Source organism: Embleya sp. NBC_00888 (assembly GCF_045207655.1).
Taxonomy (GTDB): domain Bacteria; phylum Actinomycetota; class Actinomycetes; order Streptomycetales; family Streptomycetaceae; genus Embleya.
In genome coordinates, this window is the sequence record NZ_CP108784.1 from 1,949,983 (window position 1) to 1,962,169 (window position 12,187).

The 12,187-nt window shown below is 71.5% G+C and carries 11 protein-coding genes; 8 read left to right on the plus strand and 3 right to left on the minus strand.

The genetic code is table 11. The features are described from left to right. Positions 1-148: 148 nt before the first annotated feature. Complete coding sequence (locus tag OG948_RS07625; RefSeq protein ID WP_395863658.1) at positions 149-982, minus strand: IclR family transcriptional regulator; 834 nt, start codon at positions 980-982, stop codon at positions 149-151. 214 nt (positions 983-1,196) lie between these two features. Between OG948_RS07625 and OG948_RS07630 the strand changes: the two genes are divergently transcribed. From OG948_RS07630 to OG948_RS07660, 7 genes are all read left to right on the plus strand, one after another. Beyond that, the gene (locus tag OG948_RS07630) at positions 1,197-2,570 is read left to right on the plus strand and encodes an aspartate aminotransferase family protein (RefSeq protein ID WP_406294878.1); all 1,374 of its coding nucleotides are present in this window, start codon (positions 1,197-1,199) and stop codon (positions 2,568-2,570) included. Continuing rightward, a complete protein-coding gene (locus OG948_RS07635; protein WP_395863654.1) occupies positions 2,570-3,760 on the plus strand; it encodes a mandelate racemase/muconate lactonizing enzyme family protein in 1,191 nt (396 codons plus the stop codon). Before OG948_RS07630 ends, OG948_RS07635 begins: the two co-directional genes overlap by 1 nt. After that, positions 3,757-4,617 carry an amidohydrolase family protein gene (locus OG948_RS07640; protein WP_406294879.1) on the plus strand — a complete coding sequence of 287 codons (861 nt, stop codon included), beginning with the start codon at positions 3,757-3,759 and terminating at the stop codon, positions 4,615-4,617. Before OG948_RS07635 ends, OG948_RS07640 begins: the two co-directional genes overlap by 4 nt. A 32-nt stretch (positions 4,618-4,649) precedes the next feature. Beyond that, on the plus strand, positions 4,650-5,477 hold the full coding sequence (locus OG948_RS07645) for an SDR family NAD(P)-dependent oxidoreductase (RefSeq protein ID WP_406300197.1): 828 nt from the start codon (positions 4,650-4,652) through the stop codon (positions 5,475-5,477). 83 nt (positions 5,478-5,560) lie between these two features. Then, complete coding sequence (locus OG948_RS07650; RefSeq protein ID WP_406294881.1) at positions 5,561-7,750, plus strand: peptidase C14; 2,190 nt, start codon at positions 5,561-5,563, stop codon at positions 7,748-7,750. Position 7,751: 1 nt separating this feature from the next. Further along, the gene (locus OG948_RS07655; RefSeq protein WP_406294883.1) at positions 7,752-8,660 is read left to right on the plus strand and encodes a GNAT family N-acetyltransferase; all 909 of its coding nucleotides are present in this window, start codon (positions 7,752-7,754) and stop codon (positions 8,658-8,660) included. Continuing rightward, entirely contained in the window at positions 8,660-9,661 is a 1,002-nt protein-coding gene (locus tag OG948_RS07660; protein ID WP_406294885.1) for a lactonase family protein, read from the plus strand. Before OG948_RS07655 ends, OG948_RS07660 begins: the two co-directional genes overlap by 1 nt. 132 nt (positions 9,662-9,793) lie before the next feature. On the opposite strand, the gene OG948_RS07665 is transcribed toward OG948_RS07660, so the two are convergent. Then, entirely contained in the window at positions 9,794-10,678 is an 885-nt protein-coding gene (locus OG948_RS07665; RefSeq protein ID WP_406294886.1) for an NAD(P)-dependent oxidoreductase, read from the minus strand. Positions 10,679-10,808: 130 nt separating this feature from the next. On the opposite strand from OG948_RS07665, the gene OG948_RS07670 reads away from it, so the two are divergent. Continuing rightward, positions 10,809-11,450 carry a TetR/AcrR family transcriptional regulator gene (locus OG948_RS07670; protein WP_406294888.1) on the plus strand — a complete coding sequence of 214 codons (642 nt, stop codon included), beginning with the start codon at positions 10,809-10,811 and terminating at the stop codon, positions 11,448-11,450. Between the two features lie 63 nt (positions 11,451-11,513). Here the strand turns inward: OG948_RS07670 and OG948_RS07675 are convergent, their stop codons facing one another. Beyond that, positions 11,514-12,182 (minus strand): response regulator, encoded by a 669-nt coding sequence (locus tag OG948_RS07675; RefSeq protein ID WP_406294889.1) that lies wholly within the window; start codon positions 12,180-12,182, stop codon positions 11,514-11,516. Positions 12,183-12,187 lie beyond the last annotated feature (5 nt).

Below are 12,187 nucleotides of genomic sequence, written 5' to 3' on the forward strand. Positions count from 1 at the left end.
CTGATGAGTCAAGGAACGTAGACCCGCCCGACGTTCCTGGTCAAGACCTCATGGCGGACTTTCATCGTCCGTGATCGGGGGAACACGATGGGGTCGCGGCGTATTGTCCCGTTGCGACCCCATCGGTCCGATTGTTCACCGGCATTTCTCAGCCGGCGTCCACCTCGCCCTCGCCACTCTCCGTGCTGCCCAACTCGCGGCTGACCCGCAGCGCGCCGGCCCGCACCTGGCGGCCCAGTTCCTGGAATCGCCAGCCCGGCAGGTCGAGCTTGAGGCCGGTGATGCTGATCGCGCCCACGCACAGGTCCCGGTGGTCGCGGACCGGGCTGCCGATGCAGAAGATCCCGTCCGCGTCCTCCTCGTCGTCCAGCGCGTAGCCGGTCTGCCGGATGTCGCGCAGGTGCGCGAGCAGGGTCGCGGTGTCGGTGATCGTGTGCGACGTGCGCCGGGGCAGGCCCGAGCGCTCGATCACCGCGCGCGCCTCGGCCTCGGGCAGCGCGGACAGGATGGCCTTGCCCAGTCCGGTGCAGTGCGGCAGTTCGCGCACCCCCATGCGCAGGTCCAGGCGTACCCGCTGCTCTATCCCGACCTGGTCCACGACCACCGCGAGCCCGCCCTCGGGCACCGCGAAGCGCGCGGCCATGCCGGTCTCCCTGGTCAGTTCGGCCAGCACCGGCCGGGCCACATCGCGCAGGGACACCTGCGACTGGGCCCGATCGCCGAGCCGGGCCAGGCCCATCCCGAGCCGGTAGCGCCGATTCATCCCTTCCCCGTCGTCCGAGACGAGGCCGTAGCCGCGCAGGGTCTGGAGCAGTCCGAAGGTGGCGCTCTTGGAGATCCCGCAGGCCTGACCGACCTCGGTGACGCTCATGCCGTCCCCCGGGCCACGTGTGGAGAGCACCTCGAGGATGTCCGCGGCCCGGGCGACGGACTTCACCCAGTACTTCGACTCCTCGACATTCTCGTTAACGCTGTTCGACATAGCAGAACACATTACCGGTCCGGACCCCTTGACTGCCTCGTACATCCAAATGTAAGGTCTGGAACTGTTCGGTCCTGTCGAACAGTGTTCAGAAAACACGGTGTAGAGCAAGCGCAACACCTGCGACGCGTGCCGAAGGCGGATGGCGCCGGTGATCCAAGGCCTGGCAGGGCCGCGGATCCGAACGGTCACGAACGACGCAAGGAGCCCACCGATGAGTGTCGGCACAGCCGCCACCGACTCCCTTCCCGCCCGAGCCCTTCGGGTCATCCCGGGCGGGGTGAACAGCGGTCAGCGCCGGATCCCGGGCCTGACCGAGCTGGTCGTCACCAACACCAGCGGCGCGAACTTCACCGATGCCGAGGGTCGCGTCTTCACCGACTACCACTCCGCGTTCGGCCCGCCGCTGCTCGGCCACAACGACCCGGACGTGCGGCGCGCGGTGCACGAGGCGGCGGGCCGCCTGGACCTGACCGGCGTGGCCGTCACCGAGGGCGAGATCACCCTCGCCGAAACCCTGGTCGAACTGGTCCCCTCGGTGGAGAAGGTGCTGCTCACCAGCACCGGCAGCGAGGCCACCTTCCACGCGCTGCGGGTCGCCCGCGCGGTCACCGGTCGCCGACTGGTCGTCAAGTTCCAGGGCTGCTACCACGGTTGGCACGACTCGGTGAGCCTGAACGTGATCTCCTCGCCCGACGCGGTCGGCGCACACGACCCGATCTCGACCGGCATCCTGCCCGAGGTGCTCGAGGCCACCCTGGTCCTGCCGTTCAACGACCCGGCCGCGGTGCGCACCGCGTTCGCCGAGCACGGCGCGGCCATCGCCGCGGTGATCCTGGAGCCGATCCCGCACAACGTCGGCTGCCTGCTGCCCGACCCCGAATTCCTCGCCACGCTGCGCGAACGATGCACCGCACACGGTTCGGTGCTGGTCTTCGACGAGGTCATCACCGGCTTCCGACACGACCTCGGCGGTTACCAGAAGATCGCCGGCGTCACCCCGGACCTCACCACCTTCGGCAAGGCCATCGCCAACGGCGCCCCGGTCGGCGCGCTCGGCGGCCGGGCCGACCTGATGGACCAGTTCAGCACCCTCCCCGGCGCCCCCGCGTTCTTCGCCGGCACCTACAACGGCCACCCGTGGGTGGTCGCCGCCGCCCTGGAGACGCTGCGCAAGCTGCGCGAGGAGCCGGTACACGAGCACGTGTTCCGGCTCGGCGAGCGGGTTCGCACCGGCCTGGGCGAGATGTACACCCGGCTGGGCATCCCGGCCGTGGTCACCGGCTACGGCTCGGTGTTCGTCACCTACTTCATGTCCGGCGGCGTCCCGCGCAGCTACGACGACCTGCTCGCCAACGACGCCGGCCTGTTCATCGGCTACCGCCGCCGGCTATTGGAGCACGGCGTGTTCGAGCTGCCACTGAACCTCAAGCGCAGCCACATCTCGTACGCGCACACCGACGCGGACGTCGACCACCTGATCGCCGCGACCGAACTGGCCGTACAGGACGCGATCAAGGACGGCGGAATCGACGAGTTGGCCGGCACGTCCACGATGGGCGGCGCGATCGAAGGGACGGCACGCTGATGTTGGTCGTCGACCGCACCCGACCCACCGGCCCGGCCGGCCGGATCACCCACGTCGAGACGCTGCTCCTGGGCACCGCGTGGCGCGACTTCGGCTACGTGCGCGTGCACACCGACCAGGGCCTGTCCGGCGTCGGCGAGATCACCCACCCCTACCGGGTCGCCGAAACGGCCGCGCTGGCCCAGGCGTTGGCGAACCGGCACCTGATCGGCGCCGACCCGTTCGACACCGAGGAACTGTGGCTGCGGCTGTACCAGGGCGACTTCCTGCGCGGCGGAGACGTCGGCGGGATCGCGCTGTCCGGCTTCGACCAGGCCATGCACGACCTGATGGGCAAGGCGCTGGGTGTCCCGGTGTACCGGCTCACCGGCGGCGCCTGCCGCGACCGGGTCCGGGTGTACGCCAACGGTTGGTACAACGGCGAGCGCGAGCCCGACGTGTTCGCGGCCAAGGCCAAGGAGACCGTGGCCAAGGGCTACTCGGCACTCAAGTTCGACCCGTTCGGGGCCGGCCTGCACGAGCTCTCGCGCGCCGAACTGCGCCAGTCGGTCGAGCTGGTCGGCGCGGTCCGCGAGGCGATCGGGCCGGACGTGGACCTGTTCATCGAGGGCCACGCGCGATTCGCGATGACCACCGCGTCCGCGCTGCTGCGGGCTCTGGAACCGTTCGACATCGGCTGGCTCGAGGAGCCGATGCCGTGGACGCACATCGAGCGCTACGCGGAACTGCGTGCCCGCGCGCCGTTCCCGATCTCCGGCGGCGAGCACTTCCACAACCGCTACGAGTACAAGCAGTTGTTCGCCACGAACGCGGTGGACATCATCCAGCCCGACCTGTCCATGGCGGGCGGACTCACCGAGGTGCGCAAGATCGCCGCGATCGCCGACACGCACGGCGTCATGGTCGCCCCGCACAACTCCAACTCGCCGCTGTGCACCACGGTTTCCGTGCACGCCTCGCTCGGGATCACCAACTTCAAGATCCTGGAGACGTTCGACGGGCTGCTGGAGCCGTTCGTCTTCGACGCGGTACGCGGCACGTTGCCGGTGACCGCGGACGGGCACGTGGAGATCCCGACCGCGCCGGGCTTCGGCGTCGAGCTGGACGACGACGTGTTCGCCGAACACCCGCCCACCCACCGCTTCTGGAACATGTTCTCGGACGGCTGGGAGAAGAGGAACCGCACATGAGCGCCGGCCGCTCGGGCATCGTCGACGTGCACTCCCATCTGTTCCGCCAGTGTTGCGACTTCGACGACGTGTTCAAGGCCGACTCGGCCCGCGCGCACGACGGCGAGGTCGACCTGACCGTGCGCTGGGCCGACTACGCGGCGTCCAGCCCGGCGGACACCCGGACCGTCGTGGTCGGCGGCAAGGCCCGGCGCAGCGGCCTGTGGGTCGAGGACAAGGCGGTCGCCGAATACGTGGCCGAGCAGCCCGATCGACTGATCGGCTATCTGTCGATCGACCCGACCCAGACCGGCTGGCAGGACGAACTACGGTTCGGTCACCAGGAGTTGGGCCTGCGTGGAATCAAGTTGATGCCGATGTACGCGGGCTTCGACCCGGGGGATCCGCAGTACGACCCGCTGTTCGCCTACGCCGAGAGCAACGGCCTGCCGATCCTGGTGCACACCGGCACCACGTTCGTCTCGGCGGCACCGATCGCCTACGCGCAACCCCGGTTGCTGGATCCGGTCGCGATCCGCCATCCCGAACTGCGGATGGTGCTCGCGCACCTGGGCCATCCGTTCGAGGGCGAGTGCATCGCGGTGATCCGCAAGCACCCACACCTGTACGCGGACGTCAGCGCGCTGCACTACCGCCCGTTCCAGCTTTGGCACAGCCTGCGGCTGGCCCAGGACTACGGCGTGCTGCACAAGCTGCTGTTCGGCAGCGACTACCCGTTCACCACGGTGGACGCGTCGGTGGCGGGTCTGCGTGCGGTGGCCGCCGTGCCGGGCATCCCCGGTCTGCCGCCGTTGGATCGGGACGCGGTCGAGCAGATGATCTTCCGCGACGCGCTGCCCCTGCTGGGGTTGTCGTGACCGGCCCCTCGGCGCCCGGCGGGCCGGGCGTCGTGCCGGTCGGCGGGCCCGGCGCGAGCTTCGCGCTCACCGACCGCACCGCCCTGGTCACCGGCGCCGCCGGTGGTCTGGGCCGGGCGTTCGCGGTCGCCCTCGCGGCGGCGGGCGCCGACGTCGTGCTCACCGACCGTCCGGGCGTGGACCTCACCGAGACGAGCGCCCTGGTCGAGGCCTGCGGCCGGACCGCCCGGATCCGGCCGTTCGACCTGGCCGACACCGCCGGGCTGGCCGGCTATGTGGACGAACTGCGGGCCGAGGTCGGCCCGTTGCACATCCTGGTCAACAACGCCGGTACCGCGGCCCTGGAGCGGTTCAACGAGATCACCGTGGCGAGTTGGCGCCGGGTGCTCGCGGTGAACCTGGATGCGGTCTTCTTCCTCTCCCAACGGGTCGCCGAGCATATGATCGCGGACCGCGTGCCGGGCCGGATCATCGCGGTGACCTCGAAGAACGCACATGTGGCCGAGGCCGGTCTGGCCCACTACAACGCCTCCAAGGCGGGTGTGGACCTGCTGGTGCAAAGCCTCGCGGTGGAACTGGCCCCGCACGGGATCACCGTCAACGCGGTGGCCCCGGGCATGGTCGAGACCCCCATCGACGGCGATTTCCCGCTCGATCGCGAGCCGTTCGAGGCCGCCTACCGCGAACGCATCCCGCTCGGGCGGTACGCCACGCCCGACGAGTGCGCGGGCGCCGTGGTCTTCCTCGCCTCACCCGCCGCGTCCTACGTGACCGGCACCCGGATCGTGGTGGACGGCGGTGTGCTCGCCGACCAGATGCCCCGGATGCGCCACATGCCGCCATACCGCAACTCGCTCTGACTCACCGGCGCGTCCGGATCGGCCCCACTCCGGGGGTCCGGCTCCGGACGCCCCGCATACCCCTTCGTGCACGGATCGAGAAAGTGAGCGGGACCCCCATGTCCTCACTCGGTTCTTCCCCTTCGTCGTCCCGCCGCCGCCTGTTGGCCGCGGGTGGATTGGGCGGGCTGCTGCTCGCCGGCACGGCGGCCGCGGGTACCGCCTCGGCCTCCCCCGACGACAACCGCGACGGCGGGCGCCGCGAACCCTCCGACAGCGTGCCGACGATCGCCGCCCTCTTGGATCTGGAAACCCGCCGTCTACCCGCCGACACCATGGTCTCGGTGGCGGGCTATCACGCGGCGGGCGACGGCGGCGGCATGGTGGTGCGCTGGGACCCGCGCTCGAAACTGCCCGCCAACGGCGGCACGGTGCACACGATCGGCTCGCCCAAGCGGGAGGGTCGGTGGATCCAGGTGCACGACGGGGTGATGGACTTCCGCCGGTTCGGCATCCTGGACGACAAGGTCCCCGCCGACGCCGCGCTGGACGCGATGGTCGACGACCCGTACATCCACCGGATCGAGGCCCACAGCGACCTGCTCTTCGTCAAGCGGCACACCTTCGGCCGCTCCCGGATCGTCCTCGACTTCGGCGGACACACCGTCCGCACCACCGGCATCGAGAAGAACACCCACGACAACCCGTTCGGCGCGGTCCTGTACTTCAAGGGCAAGGTCACCGACACGGTGGTCGCGTACCCGCTGGCCGAGACCGTCATCGAACTCACCGACGCCTTCCCGGTGCCGGACTCCGGCAGGTTCAAGGTCGGCGAGTGGTGGACCGTGGAGATCGACCCGATCGCGGGTGGCGGCACCTATGAGCGCGAGTTGCAGAAGCTGGTCGAGATCACCCAGATCGTCGACGGCAAGCACATCCGGGTGGACTACCTCAACGGCTGGGAACTGGCCGCCGGACGCCGCATCACCTGGACCCGGGTCGAACCGGTCCGGCGCGCCGACGTCCGCAACATGGTGTTCTTCGGCGCCGGCCCCGCCGACGACGAGTACACCGGCTCGCACCCGGTCGCCTACGAGTACGCGGTGCGCTGCGACGTGATCGGGATCGAGGCCACCGGGTCGTTCTGGCCGGTGATCATGCGCCGTTGGTGCACCCACTTCCACACCGCGCGCTCCTCGCTGAAGAACCCGCCGACGGTGATGTACGGCGGCGCGGGCTACCTGACCCAGCAGATCTACTGCCTGTACGGCCGGGTCGAGGACTGCGTCTCCAGCAACGCCCGACACCTGAACGACCTGACCGCGTCCGCCTACTGTCACGTGGTCAACTGCCACGGCGACGGCGACGATCAGGGCGGCAACCCGTTCACCACGCACGGGCAGTACGAGCACGACCTGCTCTTCGAGGGCAACTCGGGACTGATGGACATCGCGAACTCCGGTGTCCTGTGGGGAACTTCGGCGAAACGCATCACCGTGCGCGACCACGTGTGCTCGTGGTTCGTCGCGGGCACGAAGATCACCGACCTGACCCTGGAGAACGTCCGGGTGATCCCCCGACCGACGTTCGACCCGGGCGGCACCCTCCAGGTCAACGCGGATGGCGTACAAATGCGCGGCTGCGTCGCGCACACCTTCGCGATCGGCCGGCGCTCGGCCCGCTCCACCCGGCCGAACGTCATCGAGGGCTGCACGTTCCACCTGCCCGCGAAGCAGGTGCTGGTGCAGACGCCGGTGACCAACACCGTGCACTTTCGGGACTGCACGTTCACCGGCGTGGACGGCGCGATCCTGCGCGGTTCGGGCGAGGTCGACTTCGACGGGTGCACGATCGTCGGGGCCTCGCCCGCGGCCGCACCGCTGGAGGTGGGCGCGGCCGTGCTGCGGCTGACCGCGAGCACGCTGACCGACACCGGCGTGGTGCTCTCCGCGGTCCGCGACCAGAGCGTGCACATAAGCGCCGGCACCCGGATCACCGGCGGCAACGGCGCCGGTGCGCTGCTGTCCCGAGCCGCCGGAACGGGCGTCGCACGCTGGCAGTTGCACGACGCGGCGTCCACCACCGACGGCGCCCACGTACGGCTGGAATCCGGGGTCAACCACTGGGTGGCCACCGGGACCCGGTTCACCGGCGGCCGATTGGAACTGCGCCCGCAGGCGTTCGCCGGCGCGTCCACGGCGCTGCACACCACGTGCGTCGAGGACGGCGTCACCCGGACCGCGCTGCCCACGGACGGCCCGCGGGTGGTCACCACCGGGAACCTGGCGATCTGAGATGGAACCGCGCACCACCACCTCGGCCGACGATCCGGCGCTGCGCGCCCTGTGGGCGGTGGCCTTCCCGGACGCACCCGGCCTGCCCTCGCTGCACGCGCACGACCCGGGCCGGCACGAGCGCACCCTGGTCGTCGCCGCCGACGACGGCGCGATCGACGCCGTCCTGCACTGGCAGCCCCGCCCGATCCGCGACGCGGCGGGCGGGGTCGAGGTGGTCGGTTGTGTGGGCAGCGTGGCCAGTGCGCCCCGAGCCCGCGGCCGAGGGCTGATCCGCCGACTGCTCGCGGTGGCGATCGACGACATGACCCGGTACGGCTGCGCGTGGTCGCTGATGTTCAGCGGCACGCCCGGCGTGTACACGGGATCCGGTTGGGAGACCTTCCCGACGCCGTATCTGCGCGGCGTGGCCGGGTCCGAGGCGGCGTGGGGCGATCGTCGGGTGCGCCGGGCGCGGCCCGCCGACCTGCCCCGGATGATCACGACGCACGCCGCCTCGAACGCGAACCGGCCGCTGACCACGGTGCGTTCGTCGGCCGACTGGGCACACCGCTTCCCGCACTGGTACGCGTCGCCCGCCCGGGTGTTGGCCACCGAGCAGGGCGACTACGCGGTGATCCGCCCGGACACCGGCGAAGTGGTCGAACTCGCCCACGGCCCGGGCCGTCCGTACGCGCTGCCCGCGCTGTTGCGCGAGGCGCTGTACGAACTCGGCGGCCCGGGCACGGTGGTGACGTTGCGGGTGCCGATCGACGCGGCGCTCACCCGGGCGATCGGCGCCGTGCTGACCGACGTGAGCACCGGCCACACCGACTTCGGTCTGGCCCGGCCGATCCAGAACGACCGGGCACGGGTACGCGCCACGGTCACCGCCCCCGGTGCCACGCACTGGCTGGGGGACGCGTTCTGATGCATCGTCAGGACGCCCGCACACCGCCCGGCTCGGCGAGGAATCACCCCGTGCCGCCGAGCCGGGTGCCGGTTCTGGTCGGCGGTGACACCACCGTGGTGTGCACCGCCGATCCGGACACCGGTGCGCTGGTGGAGACCGGCCCACCGGTGTCGGTGCGCACCGCGTACGCGGCCGGCCACCCGCGCCTGGACCTGGTCTACGGCGTGGACGAGGCGCTCGACGGCACGATCACCGTGCTCGAGCCGGGCCGGCACCCCCGGCTCCGGCAACGGGTCTCCTCACGCGGCTCGATCCCGTGCCACGTCGCGGTGTCCCCCGCCGGCGGGCACCTGCTCGTCGCCAACTACGGCACCGGCGATCTGCTCGTGTACCGCCTCGACGCGCACGGCGCGCTCGCCGAGGTGACCGAGCAGATCGCGCTCCCGGGCCCGGGCTCGCGGGCGCACCCGGAACGGCAATCCGCCGCGCACCCGCACCAGATCGTGTTCGAGGACCGGGACACGCTCACCGTCGTCGACCTCGGCGGCGACGTCCTGCTCACCTACCACCTGAGCGCGGGCCGCCTGCGGCTGCGCTCCACCCACCGCGTCCCGACCGGCACCGGGCCGCGCCACCTGAGCGGCCGTTGGCTGCTCGGCGAACTCGACCCGGCGATCCTGGCCCTGCCCGACCTGACCCGGCATCCGCTCGCCGCGCCGGGCCTGCCCTCGGCCATCGTCGCCGCGCCCGACGGCGCGCACGTGTACGCGGCCAACCGGGGCCCGGGCACGATCACCACCCTGGCCACAACCGCCCCGCACCCGATGTCCGACCTCCCCGCCGGCGGCGCCGCCCCGCAGGATCTGGCCTTCGTCGGCGACGTGCTCTACGCGGCCCTGCCCGACGCGGACGCGGTCGCCGCCTTCCGGTGGACCCCCGGAACCGGCGCGCTGAGCCCGCTGGGCATGGCGCTGCGCACCCCCGACCCACGCTGCCTGCTGCCGCTGCGCCGGCCGTGACCGGCGACCGGCCCGCCCGGGACCCGCGGTTCCGGCGCTCGAAAGGGCCCGGATGGCTCGGATCGCACGAATGACCCGGCCCGCCCGACCGGGCCGGGCCCGGCCGAGCCGTCCGCCCCCACCCCGCCCCCGTCAGGCCGAGCGGAAGACCTCGCTCACGCTGGTGAAGCTGTCCTTCGCGTGCCCGGCCTCGATGGCCCGCCGGAAGATCTCCGCAACCGCGCTCGGCAACGTCGCGTCCGCCCCCGACTGGAGCGTCGTGTGCACGACGTGCTCGATGCTCACCAGGCCCATCGCCAGGTTGTCCACGTCGCCGCCGTGCTCCCCGGCGTCCAGACGCGGCGCGTAGAAGGCGAGGAAGTCCGGTACCGACGCGGCCGTCGCCGACGCGTGCGGCAGGAACTCGGCGGCCGAGATGCCGTTCGCCCGCGCCACCGTCAGCGCGTGCAGGGCGGCGGTCATCGAGGTCCAGAAGATGTCCATCTGAAGCTGGTACAGGAGTGCGGCAAGGCCGGGGTCCGCGCCTCGGTAGTCGGTCCCGGTCAGCACGGCCAGGGTGTCCCGATGTGCCTCGAACACGTCGGCCGGGCCGCTGTAGAAGGTCGACATCTCGGGCGAGCCGATGCCCGACGGCGGCGACTGGACGCCACCGGTCAGATGCCGGGCGCCGTGCCCCGCCGCCCACTCGGCCCCCGCCCTGGCCCGCGCGGGGGTGTCCGAACTGAGGTTGACCAGCACCCGACCCGACAGCGCCGCCGCGGCCGGTTCCAGGATCGCGTGGACCGCGTCGTAGTCGGTCAAGCTCAACACCACCAGCTCGTTCGCCGCCAACGCGGCCTCGATCGTGGCGGCCCGCGCCGCTCCCTCGGCCACCAGCGCGTCCGCCTTGCTCGCGGTCCGGTTCCATACGGTCACCGGATGACCGGCGGCCAGGAACGCGCGGGTCATCGCCTGTCCCATCGGGCCGAGACCGATGACCGTGACCGCCTGCTCGCCGGCCGCCTGCTTGTCGCCCATGAGTACTCCAAGGATCTCGCGATGCATGGACTAGAACGAACGCTCTATCCAGTCCCAGGAATGTAGCACACCACTAGAGCGAACGCTCTATCCAATCTGGAACGAACGCTCTATCCGATAAACTCGCCGCGTGAAGACCAAGGCGCAGCAGCACGAGTCGGTCGCCCCCGCCGCCGGGACGACCCCGCTCGGCACCCGCGAACGCATCGTCCGCACGGCTTCGCGGCTGATGCAGCGACAGGGCTACGACGGCACCGGGATCAAGCAGATCTCCACCGAGGCCGGCGCCACGCTCGGCTCGATGTACCACTTCTTCCCGGGTGGCAAGCAGGAGTTGGCGGTCGCCGCGATCCGGCACGGGGACGGCGAGTTCGCCGACGTCCTGCGCGACGTGCTGGCCGCCGAGCCGGACCCGGGCGCGGCGATCCGCGAGCTCACCCGCAGTCTGGCCGAGGGGCTGCGCGCGTCCGACTGGGTCGACGGCTGCCCGGTCACCGCGACCGCGCTCGGCACCGCGACCGGCGCGCCCGACATCCAGGCCGCCGCGGCCGAGGCGTTCGCACACTGGCGGGAGCTGGTGCGGGTGCGGCTGGTCGAGGTCGGCCTGGCCGAGACGGACGCCGAGGGCCTCGCGCAGACCGTGATCAGCACCCTGGAGGGCGCCGAACTGGCCGCGCAGGTCAGCCGGAGCGAGCAGCCGCTGCTGCTGGCCGGCGTCCACCTGACCCGGCTGATCGACACCTACGAGCGCGGCACCGCGCCGGCCGGCTGAGCGCACGACCGGGCGCCCCGAGAGCAGGACCGGGCGGCGGCCACGAACCCGGCCGAGTGCGGATCAGCGCCCCTCGCCCGCCCGCACCACGCCGTTCTCGTACGCGAACACCGCCGCCTGGGTGCGATCGCGCAGGTTCAGCTTGGCCAGCAGCCGGCTCACGTGCGTCTTGACCGTCTGTTCGCTCACCACCAACCGCGCGGCGATCTCGGCGTTGGACAACCCCTGCGCGATCAGCGCGAGCACCTCGGTCTCCCGCTCGGTGAGCCGCTCGACCCGGCCGCGCGGTCCGGCCTCGGGCGGGCCGAGTCGGGCGAACTCGGCGATCAGCCGGCGCGTCACGGTCGGCGCGAGCAGCGCCTCGCCGTCCGCCACCACCCGCACCGCGTCCGCGAGTTGCACCGCCGAGGCGTCCTTGAGCAGGAATCCGCTCGCGCCCGCGCGCAGCGCCTCGTAGACGTACTCGTCCAGGTCGAAGGTGGTCAGCACCAGGACCCGGGTGGTGTTGCCCGGGTCGGCGGTGATCTCGCGGGTCGCGGCCAGCCCGTCCAGCACCGGCATCCGCACGTCCATCAGCACCACGTCCGGGCGCAGTACGGCGACCTGTTCGACCGCGTCCCGCCCGTGTACGGCCTCGCCGACCACGTCGATCCCGGGCTGCGCGCCGAGCAGGACCGAGAAACCCTCGCGCACCATCATCTGGTCGTCGGCGATCAGCACCCGGATGGCCATCGATG

Coding starts and splice junctions, on each gene's coding strand:
- OG948_RS07635 (WP_395863654.1), top strand. CDS start 2,570: ATGTTGGTCGTCGACCGCACCCGACCCACCGGCCCGGCCGGCCGGATC.
- OG948_RS07640 (WP_406294879.1), top strand. CDS start 3,757: ATGAGCGCCGGCCGCTCGGGCATCGTCGACGTGCACTCCCATCTGTTC.
- OG948_RS07625 (WP_395863658.1), bottom strand. CDS start 982: ATGTCGAACAGCGTTAACGAGAATGTCGAGGAGTCGAAGTACTGGGTG.
- OG948_RS07665 (WP_406294886.1), bottom strand. CDS start 10,678: ATGGGCGACAAGCAGGCGGCCGGCGAGCAGGCGGTCACGGTCATCGGT.
- OG948_RS07630 (WP_406294878.1), top strand. CDS start 1,197: ATGAGTGTCGGCACAGCCGCCACCGACTCCCTTCCCGCCCGAGCCCTT.
- OG948_RS07655 (WP_406294883.1), top strand. CDS start 7,752: ATGGAACCGCGCACCACCACCTCGGCCGACGATCCGGCGCTGCGCGCC.
- OG948_RS07675 (WP_406294889.1), bottom strand. CDS start 12,182: ATGGCCATCCGGGTGCTGATCGCCGACGACCAGATGATGGTGCGCGAG.
- OG948_RS07660 (WP_406294885.1), top strand. CDS start 8,660: ATGCATCGTCAGGACGCCCGCACACCGCCCGGCTCGGCGAGGAATCAC.